The organism is Daejeonella sp. (assembly GCF_030695525.1).
GTDB lineage: Bacteria > Bacteroidota > Bacteroidia > Sphingobacteriales > Sphingobacteriaceae > Daejeonella.
Genome location: NZ_JAUYSS010000027.1, coordinates 19,254 through 37,600 on the forward strand (window position 1 = coordinate 19,254; position 18,347 = coordinate 37,600).

Genomic DNA, 18,347 nt, shown 5'->3' on the forward strand with positions numbered 1-18,347 from the left:
AATGAAATACACATACTTACTATTTTTAACTCTGTTTTTATTCATTACAGGATGCAATCAATCTGAGAGTGATAAAAAAAATGATTCAGAGAAAATCGTTATAGGCATTTCAATGCTGAGTATGCAAAATGAGTTCATTGTAAATATCAGTGATGAAATGCAAAAAAAAGCTGAAGAACTAGGTGCCGAATTGATTATTGTGGATGCAGAACGCTCGCCTTTAAAGCAAATTGAACAGATCGAGAGTTTTATTGCCCAAAAAGTAGATGTCATTATTCTGAACCCATGCGAGTTCGAAGCCAGCTCACCAGCGGTCACTAAAGCATTGGATGCAAACATTCCTATTGTGAATGTTAACTCTGCTACCAAGGTTCAGCCTACTGCATTTGTAGGATCGAATGATGTTGAATCGGGCAGAATTGCTATGAAATTTATTGCAGAAAAATTAGGAGGGAAAGGCAATATCGTCATGATACAGGGTTTGAATGGACAAGCTGCTCAAATTCAAAGAGAACAGGGTGCAAAAGAAATTATGGAGCAATTTCCGGGACTTGTTATGATTGCGCAGCAAACTGCCGAATGGGACAGAGCTAAAAGCATGGACTTAATGCAAAACTGGATTCAATCGTATGGTTCAAAAATCAATGCGGTATTTGCCCATAACGATGAAATGGGATTGGGTGCAGTAAAAGCATTGCAAGATGCCGGGATGAAAGACAAGGTGATTGTAGTTAGTATAGATGCGATTGCCGATGCGCTACAGGCAGTCAAAAAAGGTGATTTAGATGCCACTGTCTTTCAGGATGCCCGCAAACAAGGTGCCGGATCAATTGAAACTGCTTTTAAGATTGCCAGAGGTCAACAATTTGAAAAGGAATTATTGATCCCATTCAAATTGCTTACCAAAGGGGATGTAGATCCCTACCTGAAATTGAATTAGTAATTAACGTAAGTTCGACATAAAATTTTGCCGAAGCACTAAAAAATTAACTATTTTCTCTTGTTATAGAAAGCAGGGTTGGTGCATCTTCGGTTCCGGTAGTCCCGTGTTCTGCCCTTATTTTTGCAACAGATTTAATAGATACCATGAAATTCAGTATTGCAAAAAGCTAGAGCTGCCACCCGGGTTTATTTCAAATGGCAAATGGTCCTTTTGCCAGGCTGCCCGTCCCTATGAAAAACAGCACCGGGTAAAATAAACCTTGCCGTAGGAGGTATCTTCCGGCTGTTGATAATTTGAAATAAAACGTGATTTCTTGCCGGAAATACTCCGGAGGAAAGGGCTGAACTAAACTATAACACACAGGTATTGCTTTCCAAAATCAAAATATTTGGCTTCAAAAATTTTATCTATACAGTTCCCGGCAGAGCCTGGTAGAAACACAACAGCGGATCGATAGAGGTGTTGGTCTAACCAGGTCAGGCCGCATGACAGCTGTAATCGGCTCAAACCCGAACAAGCCAGCCTTCTATCCGGACTGATCAAAATACGATGGAAAAACAGAAAATTGACTTGTATAGTCCAATCAGTAAAACTCGATAAATCTTTATAGCTATTTCAGGGTGTGACATGATCGGGATGAACAATCATTAGCAATCTACCTTGAAGTCAAGCAATTTACTATATTGTTTCCTGAATAAATATTAGATTTATTTAACAATTCATTTTTAGGAGCCAATGAATAGTAATGCTAAAAATAATTTTTTCGGAAATAATAAGCTCATTGCCCTATTCATTACCCTCCTCTCAATCTTATTACTTCACCTGATTTATAATGAATTTGCTCCAGCCAATTCAATCCTCTCCCTTGCTCCGGAAAACTTCTGGTTTTTGAGATTTTTTGGAAGGCTTCACCCCTTGGCAGTTCATTTTCCGGTTGCACTGCTCCTGCTTACAGCCATCCTTGAACTTAGTACATTTAAAAAATTTAACTCTCCACTGCGCCCCGGCATTCAAATACTTCTGATTGCCGGAATTATCTCTTCCCTGATCTCAGCCATTTTCGGAATCTTACTGTCAGGGAATGCTGAATATGGCGAGAATCTGATTTTACACCAATGGTTGGGTATCAGCACTGCTTTTTTGGGAATTATTGTCTGGGTACTGCACCAAAGGGTTTTAGTGAAAGATCAAACCCAGCACATCAAAACCTATCGCCTGTCCTTATTTATTACTGTTATTGGGGTCATACTTGCCGGGCATTTAGGTGCTTCATTAACTCATGGTGATGATTACCTCTCGAGTACCCTGCCATGGAGCGATGATTATGAGAATGTAGAAAATATCAGCTTTGATATCAACTCAAACACCAGTGAAAAAGACACTCTGAGCAAAGCCCAGGAAAAGGAACTTAACCTCAAAGTCAGGGCCATATTTGCACATAATTGCTATAAGTGTCATGGTGAAGAGAAAGTTAAAGGCGAGTTAAGACTCGACCGCAAGGATTTTGTTTTTAAAGGCGGCGAAAATGGCGAAGTAATCAAACCTGGAAACACCGATGAGAGTGAACTATTCAGACGTATAAGTTTATCTTCAGATCATGAAGATGCAATGCCTTCCAAAGGGAAGAAACTCACAACAAATGATATTGCTGTCATTAATTTCTGGATTAAAAAAGGTGCCCCCTGGCCTGATGGATCAGATAAGGATGAGGTTTTTAAGGTTGCGGAACTCGCACCAAGAAATCCGTTATTACCTCCGGCTTCAGGCATTTATACTAATCCTGTCGACCGCTGGACCAATCAATATTTTATACAGAATAAAGTAGCCTGGCCAAAATTAGTCGATGACAGAATCTTTTTAAGAAGGTTATTTATGGATATCATCGGCCTGCTGCCCAGCCAGCAGGAAGTCGATGAATTCAGTAAAGATTCCAGACCTGATAAACGGGCAATCTGGAGTAAAAAGCTATTGGATCGTGAAGATGATTATGCCATGCATTGGCTTACATTCTGGAATGATGCATTACGGAACGATTACACAGGAACCGGATATATAACAAAGGGTCGCTATGCGATTACCGACTGGCTCTATCAATCCATCAAATCGAATAAACCTTACGATCAGTTTGTCAAAGAACTTGTTAGTCCGGACGAAAATTCCAAAGGATTTATTGAAGGGATAAAATGGCGTGGAGTTGTGAATTCAAGCCAGCGGACAGAAATGCAGGCAGCGCAAAACGTATCGCAGGTTTTTTTAGGCCTAAACCTGAAATGCGCATCCTGCCATAACAGTTTTATCAGCGACTGGAAACTGGAAGATGCCTATGCCTTCGCCAATATTTTTGCAGATACCACTCTTGAAATCAATCGTTGTGATAAACCTACGGGCAAATTCACTGATGCCAGGATGCTCTGGAAAGAACTGGGCAGCATTGATAATAAAGCAAAAGTCTCAGTTAAAAGGGCGCAGCTTGCAGAGAACATGGTCAAACCTCAAAACGGCCGTTTGTACCGAACCCTCGTAAACAGAATTTGGGCACAGATAATGGGTCGCGGTTTTATCGAGCCATTGGACATGATGGATAATGAACCCTGGAATCAGGATATGCTTGATTGGATGGCTTTCAATTTTCAGCAGAATAATTCAAATATTAAGGACCTGATCTATCTTATCACTACTTCCAAAACCTATCAATTACCTTCTGTGGGGTTCAAAGATCCAAATGAGATAGTTTCGCAGGAATACAAATTTTCAGGAATGCTGAGGAAAAGAATGTCTGCTGAACAGTTTGCAGATGCAGGATCTGCCTTATTTGGCACTATATTTCCTGATTCAATGGTCAGGTACCGACCTATAACAAAAGTATTCAACGATCAGAATATTCAATTCTTCCCGCGCGCTTCACTGGTAGTCAACAACCCCTTTCTGACGGCATTGGGCAGGCCAAACAGGGAAACAGTTTCAACCAGCAGGGAATCACAGGCCAATCTTTTACAAGCTTTGGAATTGACTAACGGCGAACGTTTTAACTCTATGCTCAAAACAGGAGCAGAAAAATGGAAGCAGAAATATAAAAGTGGGGATCTGATTATTAAAGAGATATACAAGCAGGCACTGGGCCGTCAGGTGCGTTCAGAAGAATATAAAATTGCGATAAAAATATTGGGAGATAAACCTCAAACCGATGCTGTTCAGGACCTGTTCTGGGCAATTATGCTGCTCCCCGAATTTCAAATTATCTATTAATAAGTATTGAGCATGAATAATCAATGGAACAGAAGGGAGTTTATTAAGAAAAGCAGTGCGGCCACCCTTGCTGCACTGGCTGCAGGTGCCCCCCTTTCAAGTCTGTTATCCTCCTGCAATAATAGAAGAAATGCCAAAGCCGATACGGTGATTTTACTCTGGATGGCAGGGGGAATGGCTCATACAGACACCTTTGATCCTAAACGATATACCCCTTTCAGCAAAGGGATGAATGCGAATGATGTGCTAAGCACATTTAAACCTGTACCCACCATACTTGATGGAGTTTCATTTTCTAAAGGACTTGAGTCGATCGGAAAAGTGATGGATAGAGGTACTGTCATCCGATCGTATGTAGCAGGCGATATGGGGCATATTTTACATTCCCGGCACCAATACCACTGGCATACCTGTTATAAACCGCCTCAATCTGTTTCTGCGCCGCACATCGGATCATGGATTGCAAAAGAACTGGGAACAGTCAATCCGGTTATCCCGGCTTTCATAGATATTGGTCAGCGCTTTACCTTAGGCGAAGGTGAAGAATTAAAAGCTTTCCATACGGCCGGATTTCTTGGAAGTGAATTTGGTCCGTTCCTGATTCCGGATCCATCGGCAGGACTAGAGAGCGTTAGACCTCCAGTGGGAATGTCTTCCACAAGGTTTGAAACCAGAAATCAGCTTTATAATGACCTGATCAATAAAGGTGCTATGGGTGAATTTGGCAGTGATTATCAAAAAGAATCATTGAAAAGATCAATGGAGCAAGCCTATATGCTTTTAAAATCTCCTGAGGCTGCTGCTTTTGACCTGAGTAAAGAACCTAAAGAAAGTTACGATATCTACAATACCGGGAAGTTTGGTTTAGGTTGTTTGATGGCTCGCCGCCTGACAGAACAGGGTGCCCGTTTCATCAGTGTAACCACAGAATATGAGCCCTTCAAAAGCTGGGATACCCATGATAATGGACATACCCGCCTTATTGATATGAAGAAGCAAATCGATGGTCCGGTTGCACAATTAGTAATAGATCTTGAAAAATCAGGGCACCTGGATCGCACACTGATTATTTTAGCAAGTGAATTCAGCAGGGATATGATGGTAGAAGGCCGGCCTGATCTCAAAGTTCAGGAGCAGGTCGATCAACCTGATATCATACATGATATTAAAAATTATGGTATGCATAGACATTTTACCGATGGATGTTCGATTTTAATGTTTGGGGGTGGAATTAAAAAAGGTAATGTTTACGGTAAAACATCCGACGAACGTCCATGCAAAACCGTTGAAAAACCAATCCGGATTGAAGAAATTCACCAAACGATCTATCATGCACTTGGTATTGCTGAGGACGCTAGTTATATCGTGGAGAAAAGACCTTTCTATACAACACCTGATGGTTTAGGTAAGGCAGAGATGGAACTTTTTGCTTAAAAATAGGATTTTAAAATCTGCAAGGTAAATAGCTGTTGAAAATCATGAAATTAATCCACCTGTAAACTTATTTTAGGACGATACAATTGGAAATTCTCACATACGACCACCTTCGGGGTCGAAGACAAAAAAGTTTTCCTGACTATGTGATTCTCCATTTCAATCACAGCCATGACAGCTCAGGACAGACCTTAATATTTTAATATCTAATTTGTGTTTGATATCAGGCAATGACATTATTGTCCTGATTAATTCTATATTTAATATACAATTCAATAATTACGAATAATTTTTTTTGATGGCTTCCACAGGATTTTTTCATTATTCAAAGGTTTTTATTGGCTTATTTATTCTGCCCTTACTCTCTTTCCACACAAGTACTGAACTCAAATTCAGAAAACAATTAATTGCCTCAGAAAGTGCCGAGTCTGTAGGGGTTTTTGATGTGAATGGAGACCAAAATCCAGATATCGTTTCAGGAAGTTACTGGTATGAAGGGCCATCATTTCTCAATCGTCATTTCATAGGGCAGGTGGAACGGGTAAGTGAATATTATGATGACTTTTCAACCATACCAATGGATGTTGATGGTGATGGAAAACTAGATTTTATTACAGGTGGTTGGTTTAGTAAAACTCTTCGCTGGCGTAAAAACCCGGGTAATGAAAAAGAGTGGGCATTATTGGATATTGCACAGACCGGTAATATTGAGACGATTCGGGCTTGGGATATCGATGGAGACGGTTTTGATGAAATTGTTCCTAATACTCCCGGCCATCCGCTGATCTATTACACCTTGAAACGGGATAAAAACAATAAGGCACTCGGGGAATTCATAAAAACCCAGGTTATTGAAAAGCATGGCCATGGTTTGGGCTTTGGGGATATTAATGGAGATGGAAAAGGGGATTTTATTGTTTCAGAAGGCTGGATTGAAGCACCCAATGATAAAAACAATAAAACCTGGAAGCTCCATCCTGATTTTGATCTGAAAGATGCCAGTATTCCTGTAATTGTTGCAGATGTGAATAAAGATGGGTTAAATGACCTTATTGCAGGGCATGGTCATTCCTATGGTCTTTATTGGTACGAACAAAAAAGGGAAGAAAAATCTGTTAAATTTATTAAACATCCCATTGATCCTTATCATTCACAATTTCACACCATGGAATGGGAGGACATTGATAATGACGGAGAAATGGAACTGATTACCGGCAAACGTTATCGTGCACATAATGGTAAAGATCCCGGCGGAAATGAGTCGCCGGGACTCTATTATTTTAAATGGAACGGAGAATCATTTACAAAACACATAATCAGTTATGGTCCATTTGGTGAAGGTAAGGGTACAGGTATTTTTTTCAGCATTGCAGATTTGCATAAAACCGGCAGAAAAGATATAGTTGTTGCAGGAAAAGATGGCTTATATGTATTTTTTAATGAGAAACCCTGATTAAAAAAATTCAGCTCCATCACAAAAATCAATTTTATATTTAAAATACTTTAAAAATAGCACTACATAAAATTATGAAACGTAACACCTACTTAAAACTGGCAGGATTGCTGTCCATCGTCTTTTTTTTAGGAATCTCTTTTATTGACAACGTAGAAGAAACTAAGAAAAACAGAGTCAGGGAGCTGGATCCTAAAGTTGAGAAGCTTAAGTTATTACCCAATTTTAAGGCAGAACATCTGTACAGTCCTTCTGAAAACAAAAATGGCTCCTGGGTTGCGATGACTTTCGATCATAAAGGCAGAATGATTGCCTGCGATCAGTACGGCTATTTATACCGTTTGACAATTCCCCCAATTGGCACTGAATCAGTAAAATCAAAAGTTATTGTAGAAAAACTGGAGATTAAAGTTGAAGGAGATACCTCCAAAGCCAAAATAAAAATGGGCTATGCTCAGGGTTTGCTCTATGCATTCAATAGCCTTTACGTGATGGTTAATCATAAAAGTGATACCTCCATGGCTAAGAATAGTGGTCTTTACCGGCTTAAAGACACTGATAATGATGATCAGTATGATCAGATTACCTTACTCAAAGACCTGGTTACTCCCGGAGGCGAACATGGGCCACACAGTATGGTCATCTCTCCTGATAAAAAATCAATTCATCTCATTGCCGGAAACCATGTGGATGTTCCAAAAATGGAGGCCTATCGCTTACCTGAAACCTGGAAAGAAGATAATTTATTCCCTCTAATAAAAGATCCGAACGGACATGCCAATGATCGTTATGCTCCGGGTGGTTTTGTTGCTAAAATAAATCCGGAAGGAACAAACTGGGAATTAATCAGTGCAGGTTACCGAAATGCATTTGACCTCGCATTCAATGAAGTTGGTGACATGTTTGTATACGATGCTGACATGGAATGGGATTTTGGAATGCCCTGGTACCGCCCAACCCGCATCAGTCATTCTACTAGTGGCAGCGAATTTGGGTGGCGCACCGGAAACAGTAAATGGTCGCCTGCTTACCCCGATAATCTGCCGGCAATATTAAATATCGGACAGGGTTCCCCTACCAGTCTGTTCAGTGGCAATAATGCCCGATTCCCAGAAAAATATCGCAGGGGACTGTTTGCTTTCGACTGGAGTTTCGGAATTATTTATGCCGTTCATTTAACCCCCAGCGGATCATCATACACAGCAACAGCCGAAGAATTCATTTCTGGCGCACCATTACCCCTAACAGATGGTATAATCGGACCCGATGGAGCCATGTATTTTTTAACAGGTGGACGGAAATTGGATTCGGACCTATACCGGGTTTATTATGGCGAAAATACTTTGCCCAATGATCCATTAATCACAAATACTCCGGCTGATATACTTCAGGCACGTGATTTAAGACGACGCTTAGAATCATTTCATGGTGCTCCAAACGCATTAGCAATTGGTATGGCCTGGCCAAATATGAAAAATAAGGACCGGTATATTCGTTATGCTGCACGTATGGTCATGGAGCATCAACCTCTTTACCAATGGCAGGAAAGAGCATTCAAAGAAAAAGACCCTCAGATTCTTACTCAGGCGATGATTGCGATGGCCAGAACCGGAAACAGAGGTTTACAAATCAGGATGATCAATGCATTAATGAATATAAACTACAATCAATTACCTGAATCTCAGCAAATAGATGTTTTAAGAGCCTATGAGTTGATAATTTCGAGAATGGGTAAACCCTATGATGCTGAAAAAGTTAAATTAAGCAGGTATTTGAATCAATTCTATCCTGCAAAAAGCAATGAATTGAATCGCTCATTCAGCAAAGTTCTGGTTGCACTTGACGACCCTTTAGTAGTTCAAAAAACACTGGCATTACTTGATGGGGGCGTACAGGATGTGGATGATCAAAAATCTTTTATGCAGTCTTCAGACCTGATTCTGCGAAATCCTCAGTACGGACTGGATATAGCAGGTATGTTAGCTAAAACCCCTCCTGCTCAGCAGATCTATTATGTAACGGCTTTGAGCGAAGCAAAAAATGGCTGGACAACAGAATTGAGGGAAAAATATTTCAAATGGTACTATACAGCTTTTGGATATAGTGGCGGTAACAGCTTCGTCGGATTTATTGACAAAGCACGTAAAATGGCTTTAGCTAACATACCGAAAGACCAATTCGATTATTATAATAAGATTTCGGGCAATGAATTATTGACAACTAATGGCATGAAACTGGCCAGTTTAGGTAGTCCGAAAGGCCCGGGTAGAACCTGGAAAATGGATGAAGCACTTGAAATTATTCAAAATGACTCCACCGACAGAAACTTTGAGCAAGGTAAAATGCTCTTCAGTGCAACCCGCTGTCTTTCATGTCACAATATGAAAGGCGAAGGCGGTGCGGTTGGTCCGGCACTGACCCAATTAGGCACCCGTTTCTCGGCACGCGATATCCTGGAGTCAATCCTTGAGCCCAATAAAGTGATATCTGATCAATATGCTTATACTTCTTTTTACTTGAAAGATGGTGGTTCGGTAACCGGAAGACTGAAAAATGAGGATTCTGAAAAATATTATATTTCTCAAAACCCTTTTGCTCCGCAAACACTACGTGAGGTAATCAAGAGTGATGTAGTAAGAACCAGGATTTCTGATGTTTCATCCATGTATCCGGGTATGGTCAATGGCTTAAATAAAGAAGAATTAAAAGACCTGATGGCTTACCTGATTTCAGGATCAAATAAAGATCATCAGGTATACAAACCTAAAACTAAATAGTTTATACTGATTTTGAAGCAACAGGCCTGGCATAATAAAATATCAAATACCGCTCAATTGGGAGGTATTGAAACCTCTGTTTTGGATAATGGGGCAGGGCGTGGAACACGCATTGCCTGGATCAATACCGGATCAGGACTCCGGTTTAAAGTAGTCATCGACCGTGCAATGGATATTGCAGATGCCTTTTACAATGAGCATAGCCTTGCCTGGTTAAGTCATTCGGGAATCAGTACTCCTCAAGCCTTGTCTGATAAAGGTATTGACTGGCTTAGAACTTTTGGTGGAGGATTAGTAGTGACTTGCGGACTTAGCCATGTTGGCGGACCTGAAAAGGACGAATATGGCGAACGTGGAATTCACGGACAAATAAGCAATATACCGGCAGAAATTGCCTCCGTGGTTCAACCTGATATATTATCAGGAAATATGGAAATGAGCATTAGTGGAATCATCAGGGAATCGCAGGCATTGGGAAACAGACTGGAATTAAGACGTACCATTTCTGCCACTTTGGGGAAATCCACAATCCGGATTCAGGATGAGGTGATCAACCGGGGAAATGCTGAGGCTCCGCATATGCTCCTGTACCATTGCAATTTTGGATACCCCCTTGTTGATGAAGGAACCAGCATAAAATGGAGTGGCAATTGGACCCCGCGAGAAGGAAATCCTGATAAAATCTTTAAAAATGGGAATGACTTTCATACCTGCCCAGCCCCTTTGAATGATCACAGCGGATCCGGTGAAGAAGTCGCGTTTATAGATATTGAATCAAATGAATCAGGCTTTTGCAACTGCGGACTAGAGAATAAAAAAATCGGCTTAAGCCTGAATTTAAGGTTCAGGAAAAAGCAATTACCCTGCTTAACCAACTGGCTGCATTTTGGTAAAGGCGAATATGTTGTCGGGCTCGAACCCGGTACAAATCCACCCATAGGGCAAAGCCGGGCAAGGCAGCAAAATGAATTAATCCTGCTTTCTCCCGGAGAAAGCAGAAAATATGAGTTAGAAATAGAAGTTTTAAATATTAAATAGGCTTAAAAATTCAAGCCTGAAAAAACAAGTTTAATAAGAATATGAGTTTAGCAAAGCAAGCATTAGAACAAGGAAAAGGAATTCTCAGACTGGCACCAACCTGGGTCCCCCGTTCATTTTGCGTACCGGGAAGAAGGATTAAGTTACACCCGGATGATTATTATGTGCTCGGTGGGCAACGTGGCGGTATCGATGAAAGATGGTTATCCTCTACTACGCCGGCACAAAACGGGCCCCTGACCGGAAAAAATGAAGGTTTAAGTGCCATAGTATTTAATGAAGGAGGAAAAGATGAGCAGTTTTTATTAAAAGATGCCATTGATGAGCTTAAAGGTGAAATTATTGGAGACCGGCTGTGGAATGAACACCATAGCTGGCCGATGTATTCCAAATTCTTTGATAATATGGGTCCCCTGCCCCATCATATCCATCACAATGATGAACATGCTGCAAAAATCGGACAAAAAGGTAAACCTGAGGCTTATTACTTTCCTCCTCAACTGAACAATCATGGCGGGGATTTTCCTTATACCTTTTTTGGAATTGCTCCGGGTACAACCAAAGCACAAATCAGGGAATGCCTGGTGAATTTTACAAAAGGAGATAACAAACTGACTACCTATTCTCAGGCATTTAAACTGGAACCGGGAACAGGATGGGATGTACCTCCGGGCATGCTGCATGCACCAGGAAGTTTATGTACCTATGAGCCTCAAAAAGCGTCTGACGTTTTCGCAATGTACCAATCCCTGGTTAATGAAGCAATTATACCTGAGGAATTGCTATGGAATGGGACACCAAAAGACAGAATTGGTGATTACGATCAGTTGATGGAAGTAATCGACTGGGACTTGAACGTAAATCCGAATATTTTAGAAACCCGGTTCATGCTTCCAAAGCCTGTGAAGCCTCTGGCTGAAATGGAGGCAGAAGGATATATTGAAAACTGGATCTGCTACAGATCAGCGGCATTCAGCGCAAAAGAATTAACTGTATTGCCCGGACAAACCGTTACTATCAAGGATAGTGCATGTTATGGCATGATCGTGATGCAGGGACATGGTAAATTTGGAGTATGGGATATTGAGACACCGGCTCTGATCAGATATGGACAACTAACTAATGATGAGTTCTTTGTCACTGAGAAAGCGGCAAAAGAAGGCATAAGCATCAGTAACCCTTCCAAAACCGACCCAATTGTTATACTTAAACATTTCGGTCCGGAAAACCCGGATCTTATTTTGTAATTATTAAAAAATTCAAATATGACTGAGCACATTTATCCAAAACTGCACAATGCTACATGGCCTGGCATTGTGGGAAAAGGTCCTGATTCAGAACCACCGATCTCCTTAGAGAAGATGCTTGAAATGACTGCCGCCGCAGAAGTGGATGGAGTTAAATTTGATGGCGTTGATGTTGGTCTTTTTGACCCTTCAATCAATTTAGATGACCTGGATGGTATTAAAAGACTGGCTGATCAGGTTAGCAAACATAATTTAGTAATTGGCAGTCTTGTAGCACCAATTTGGGGCGGGCCTGCAATGGGTACCAAAGAAGATCGTGCAAATTTTGTTGAACAAGTGCGCAAATCATGTATTTATGGTCAAAAACTGAAGGAATTGGGCGTACGCCCTTATGGTATCATTCGTATTGATTCAGCCAGCACTGTTGAAAACTGGGCTAAAGATCCGGTTAATAACACTAAACTGATTGCTCAAACCTTCCGTGAAGCATGTGATGTGGCTGCTGATTATGACGAGAAGCTAGCTGCTGAAGGTGAGATATGCTGGGGTGGTATGCATAGCTGGAAAGCAATGCTGGATACATTGGAAGCAGTAGATCGCCCAAATATTGGCTTTCAGGCAGACATGTCACATACTTTCCTTTATCTCCTTGGTTATAATGCCCCTGAAGATCGCATTTTACCAGCAGATTATCAGTGGAATGACCGTGAAGCGCTTACAGAAGGGCTTAAAAAGTTAACCGCAGCATTGCGACCATGGACTATAGATTTTCACGTTGCCCAGAATGATGGGACAGCTTATGGTTCAGGTTCACATGATAAAACTGGAAGACATTGCCAGGCAACAGATCCAAATGGTAAATTAGATATTGCTATCGATGCCGGACATTGGCTTAGGAATGAAAACGGAGGGTTGACCAAGGCGTTTAAACATATCTGCTGGGATGGCTGCATGTTTCCGAATGATGTTTTAGAGCAGCAAAAAACATGGAATGATATCCTGGCTGCGATGATCAAGGTTCGCAATTTAAACAGCTGGTCTTAAGCAATGAATTGATTATTTGAAATATTCAGAATACTATAATGGCTAATAAAAAAGAATTAAGAATTGGGTTAATTGGATGTGGCTTTATGGGCCGCACCCATTCGAATGGCTACAAACGGGTTGGAGATTTTTTCCCTGAGCTGGCATATCGTCCGGTTTTAAAAGCAGTTTGTTCCCGCAGTAAAGACAAAGTTCAGGCCTTTGCTGAACAGTGGGGCTATGAATCATTTGAAACCAATTGGAAAGTGTTAATTGCCCGTGAGGATATTGATGCTGTTGACATTTGTGCACCAAATAATATGCATGCAGAAATTGCTATTGCCGCTGCTGCTGCGGGTAAAATGATACTGTGTGAAAAACCTCTTTCAAGGACATTAGCTGAAGGAGTAGCCATGGTTGATGCTATTGAAAAAGCTGGTGTTGCAAACACAGTCTGGTATAATTATCGCCGTGTTCCGGCAGTAACCTTGGCCAAACAAATTATCGATACCGGCAAACTGGGAAAAATATTTCATTACAGGGCCAATTTCCTTCAAGACTGGACTATCAATGCTGATCTACCACAGGGTGGTGAAGGTTTATGGCGTCTGGATATTGATGCCGCAGGTTCCGGTGTAACGGGCGATCTGCTCGCACACTGTATTGATACCGCCATCTGGTTAAACGGAGGCATTAAAGATGTTTCTGCACTCACCGAAACATTCGTCAAAGAACGTATGCATCAGCTGACCGGGAAAAAGGAAAAAGTAAGGATAGACGATGCCTGTATTTTCCATTGCCACTTCAATAATGGATCCTTAGGACTGTTTGAATCTACACGATATGCCCGCGGACATAAGGCTCTGTACACCTTTGAAATAAATGGTGAACATGCATCCATTCGATGGGATCTGCACGATCTTAACCGCCTGGAATATTTCGACCACGCTGATGATTCTATCGTTCGCGGATGGCGTTCAATCCACGTAACTGATGGTGATCAGCCTTATATGGACAAATGGTGGGTTCCCGGTCTTTCAATTGGTTACGAACATTCATTCGTACATCAGGTAGCTGATTTTCTGAAATGCCTTGAAACCGGTGAGCCTTGCTCCCCTACTTTTAAAGAAGCACTGGAGACTCAAAAAGTTTGTGAAGCAGTAATAGATTCAGCTAATACAAGAAGCTGGAAAACCATTTAGGCAATTTGAAAGCAGATACCAAAATCATTGAACATTAATCCATTTTATAGCTATCAATCATGTACAAGAAAATTAATTCAATTCAGGGATCTTTAATTCTGGGCTTGCTCCCAATAATTATAATTCTTGCAGGCTATAAAATGGCTGATAGCAATGAGTACAAACAAAAGGGTTTTGTTCAAATTTTTGATGGGAAAACGCTGGCTGGCTGGGAGGGTGATCCTGTCTACTGGAGAGTTGAAAATGGGAATATTGTTGGAGAGATTACACCGGCAACCCTGCTTAAACGTAACTCCTTCCTCATTTGGCGGGGAGGAATGCCGGCTGATTTTGAACTTACTTTAGAGTTCAAAATAACAAAGGCAGGTAATAGTGGCATTAACTACCGTAGCGAAGAACTGAAGGATATCCCCTATGCTTTAAAAGGATACCAACTTGATATTGATGGAGCAAACCGGTATACCGGGCAAAACTATGAGGAGCGTGGAAGGACTACCCTGGCCTACAGAGGGCAGAAGACGATTATCAAGGCTCAAAGTGCAGATAATGCTAATGGTACTGTCCAATCAAAAATAAAAAATAATGCCTGGACCGATTTAACCGTAATCGGTTCATTGGGAGAATCTGATGCCTTATTGCAACAGATAAAAAGTGAAGACTGGAATACCTGTCGATTAGTAGCAAAAGGCAATCGGCTAAAGCACTATATTAACGGAGTATTGATGAGTGATGTTACTGATAATGAATCGGTTAACGGAAAATCAAAAGGGATGTTAGGCATGCAGGTACATGTTGGTCCGCCAATGAAGGTGGAGTACCGTAAAATTATGCTTAAGCAGTAATTATAAGCTAAAAAAACCTAAGCATGAAAAAAAACCTATTCTCTTTATTGCTGGCTCTGTTAGTGATATCAAGCATCATGCTTATAAAGGCCTGTAGTTCAGCGAGTTCACATCAGGTCTATGACCCGGCTGATACCATACTCACTGAAAGTCAGAAACGCTTAGCTTCAAATGCCTTAAAAGGCCTTGCAATCAGTCCAGGTCTGCAAATTCAGACTATGGCAACAGAGCCAACCTTAATAAACCCTACAAATATTGATGTTGATGAAAAAGGAAGAGTTTGGGTGACTGAAGCCTATAATTATCGTTTTCAAATCAACAATAACAAACCCAGAACTGAAGGAGATCGAATCTTAATTCTGGAAGATAAAGATGGGGATGGTCGGCTGGAAACGAGTAAAGTTTTTTACCAGGGGTCTGAACTGAATGCTCCTTTGGGCATCTCTGTATTAGGTAACAGGGTAATTATATCGCAAAGCCCTTACGTATGGATTTTTTATGATGATAATGGAGATGATAAAGCGGATCGTAAAGAGATACTTTTTCAGGGCATAGGAGGTGAACAGCATGACCATGGTATGCACTCTTTTACTTTCGGGCCTGATGGGAAATTATATTTCAATTTTGGCAATTACGGGCAAACGCTAAAAGATAAAAACAACAAGGTTGTACTGGATCAGGATGGGGATGAAATTGGGCCTGGAAAATATCGTGAAGGAATGGTATTCCGTTCTGATCCGGATGGCTCTAATGTTGAATGCCTTGGACATAATTTCAGAAATAATTTTGAACTTGCTGTAGATAGTTACGGTTCCATCTGGCAAAGCGACAATGACGATGACGGCAACCGGGGTGTACGAATTAACTATGTGATGGATTATGGAAATTATGGCTACAAAGATGAAATGACTGGCGCGAGCTGGCAGGCAAAAAGAACCAATCTTGAGGATTCTATCCCTTTACGCCATTGGCATCTCAACGATCCCGGAGTAGTCCCAAACCTTTTACAAACAGGAGCAGGTTCACCAACAGGTATTTTATTATACGAAGGGTCTTTACTCCCTGCGCAATACCAAAATCAAATAATTCACTCCGATCCTGGTCCAAATGTGGTTCGTTCTTATCCTGTAAAGAAAAATGGAGCCGGCTACACGGCAGGCATCCTAAATATTTTGAAAGGAGAAAATGACCAATGGTTCCGTCCATCAGACGTATGCATAGCTCCGGATGGTTCACTAATCGTTGCTGATTGGTACGATCCCGGTGTTGGAGGTCATCGGGTTGGCGATTTACAAAGGGGACGTATATACAGAATCGCTCCTGATGTTTCTCAGTATAACATTCCCCTGTATGATTACAGCACGCCTGACGGAGCAATCAACGCACTTCAGAATCCAAATCTTGCTGTTAGAAGGCATGCCTGGCTAGCCTTACAGGAAATGGGGAAAAAGGCAGTTCCAGGGCTTGAAAAATTATGGCGAAAAGCTTCCAATCCAAGGATGCGAGTCAGGGCATTTTGGGTATTAGTAAAAATGCCATCAGGACAGAATTATATTAATGAAGCCATTAAAGATCCTAATCCTGATATCAGAATAACAGGTTTAAGGGCGGCCAGACAATTAAAATTGGAAATGATTCCATTGGTAAGAAAATTAGCCAATGATAAGGACCCACAGGTTAGGAGAGAATCAATTATAGCCCTAAGACATAACAAATCGCCGGAAGCTGCTGAATTATGGGCCAGGCTTGCCAGTCAGCACGATGGCAATGACAGATGGTATTTAGAGGCTTTGGGTATTGCTGCCGACAGACAATGGGATAGCTTTTTTGAAGCTTATTTACAGTTGAATAAAACTCCATTGCTTAATCCTGCCGGGAGAGATCTTATTTGGCGTGCACGGACCGAACAGTCACTTCCACTTCTCGCAAAACTCGCCTCCGATAGTAAGTATGACCTCAAATCAAGATTACGATATTTCCGTGCTTTCGACTTCCATACCGGGCCTGAAAAATCAAAAATCCTGGTTAAAATGATTGAAGATAATCCGACCGGGAATATTGAGTTTAAGAGTCTGGTTTTAAATCATCTGGACACCCAATTTGCACTTCAATCTCCCCTGGCAAGACAAACTCTAATGGAGGTCTTACAGGCTGTCTCAGGAAAGGTAGACTATCTGGATTTGGTGAGACGTTATGAGCTTCAGAGTGAAACCGAAAACCTCCTGAAATTGGCTATTGCAAAATCAAATGAACCTATTGGCGTTGATGCAGCACGATTATTACTCGAGCTAAAAGGAACTACAGTCCTGAATAAGGTTCTCAATGGCTCTGATTCAAATCAGATCAACTCAATATTGACAGCCCTAGGTGGAGTAGGAAATACAGAGTCGGTTGGAATATTAGAGAAAATCAGTCTTCTGAACAATCAGAATACTGATGTAAGTGAAAATGCCGCTGAAATGCTTGGAAAAAGCCGAACCGGAGAAGATCGTGTACTTGATCTGTTGCGAACAAAAAAAGCTCCATCAGACCTTATTCCCTATTTTGTTGCCGGGCTAAAAGGAAGCAGACGAAAAGCTGTTTATGAAGAATCTTTGACATTTTTGCCTGAGACAGTAAAAAAAAACAATCCAAAGCCCTCAATTACACTAAATGAATTACTTGCTTTAACCAGCAATTCTAAAAACGGGGCGGCCGTTTTTAAAAGATCTTGTAATGTTTGCCATCAGGTGGATAGGGAGGGCTATGATGTTGGTCCAAAGCTGACAGAAATTGGTTCTAAATTACCGAAAGAAGGCTTGTTTGATGCCATTATTAATCCTTCAGCAGGCATAAGTTTTGGGTATGAAACCTGGCAAGTTGAAATGAAGGATGGCTCAAGCCTGATCGGAATTATCTCCAGCAGAACCCCAACAGAAATAGAGCTTAAGTTCCCGGGAGGTTTAAATCAAAAAATCTTGACCAATAATATCAAAACAATCAGGATGATACCTGAATCAATGATGCCTGAAGGCTTGCATGAAGCAATGACTGCGCAGGAGCTTGCAGATATCATTCAATACATGGCCACGTTAAAGAAAAAAGGATGAACATCTACAATTTCAAATAAATCCTGTTATATTAATCTATTATTCATTGAAAA

The 18,347-nt window shown here is 41.1% G+C and carries 11 protein-coding genes; all 11 read left to right on the forward strand.

Annotation, left to right across the window (positions count from 1 at the left end; all coding sequences use genetic code 11):
- Window position 1 precedes the first annotated feature (1 nt).
- Entirely contained in the window at window positions 2-940 is a 939-nt protein-coding gene (locus Q8S11_RS06205; RefSeq protein WP_305661212.1) for a sugar ABC transporter substrate-binding protein, read from the forward strand.
- A gap of 738 nt (window positions 941-1,678) precedes the next feature.
- Window positions 1,679-4,189, forward strand: a complete 2,511-nt coding sequence (locus Q8S11_RS06210) for a DUF1549 domain-containing protein (protein WP_305661213.1) — start codon at window positions 1,679-1,681, stop codon at window positions 4,187-4,189.
- Between the two features lie 12 nt (window positions 4,190-4,201).
- Window positions 4,202-5,623, forward strand: a complete 1,422-nt coding sequence (locus tag Q8S11_RS06215; RefSeq protein WP_305661214.1) for a DUF1501 domain-containing protein — start codon at window positions 4,202-4,204, stop codon at window positions 5,621-5,623.
- A 298-nt stretch (window positions 5,624-5,921) separates the two neighbouring features.
- Window positions 5,922-7,076: a VCBS repeat-containing protein gene (locus Q8S11_RS06220; protein WP_305661215.1), complete on the forward strand. Its 1,155-nt coding sequence runs from the start codon at window positions 5,922-5,924 to the stop codon at window positions 7,074-7,076.
- Between the two features lie 74 nt (window positions 7,077-7,150).
- Entirely contained in the window at window positions 7,151-9,853 is a 2,703-nt protein-coding gene (locus tag Q8S11_RS06225) for a c-type cytochrome (protein ID WP_305661216.1), read from the forward strand.
- 12 nt (window positions 9,854-9,865) lie between these two features.
- Window positions 9,866-10,891 (forward strand): aldose 1-epimerase family protein, encoded by a 1,026-nt coding sequence (locus tag Q8S11_RS06230; RefSeq protein WP_305661217.1) that lies wholly within the window; start codon window positions 9,866-9,868, stop codon window positions 10,889-10,891.
- 41 nt (window positions 10,892-10,932) lie between these two features.
- Window positions 10,933-12,138, forward strand: a complete 1,206-nt coding sequence (locus tag Q8S11_RS06235; RefSeq protein ID WP_305661218.1) for a class I mannose-6-phosphate isomerase — start codon at window positions 10,933-10,935, stop codon at window positions 12,136-12,138.
- Between the two features lie 18 nt (window positions 12,139-12,156).
- Window positions 12,157-13,182 (forward strand): sugar phosphate isomerase/epimerase, encoded by a 1,026-nt coding sequence (locus tag Q8S11_RS06240; protein ID WP_305661219.1) that lies wholly within the window; start codon window positions 12,157-12,159, stop codon window positions 13,180-13,182.
- A 38-nt stretch (window positions 13,183-13,220) separates the two neighbouring features.
- Window positions 13,221-14,363, forward strand: coding sequence for a Gfo/Idh/MocA family protein (locus tag Q8S11_RS06245; protein ID WP_305661220.1), 1,143 nt, complete (start codon window positions 13,221-13,223; stop codon window positions 14,361-14,363).
- A 59-nt stretch (window positions 14,364-14,422) separates the two neighbouring features.
- Window positions 14,423-15,205: a DUF1080 domain-containing protein gene (locus Q8S11_RS06250; protein ID WP_305661221.1), complete on the forward strand. Its 783-nt coding sequence runs from the start codon at window positions 14,423-14,425 to the stop codon at window positions 15,203-15,205.
- Window positions 15,206-15,228: 23 nt separating this feature from the next.
- On the forward strand, window positions 15,229-18,294 hold the full coding sequence (locus Q8S11_RS06255; protein WP_305661222.1) for a PVC-type heme-binding CxxCH protein: 3,066 nt from the start codon (window positions 15,229-15,231) through the stop codon (window positions 18,292-18,294).
- The last annotated feature ends 53 nt before the right edge of the window (window positions 18,295-18,347 follow it).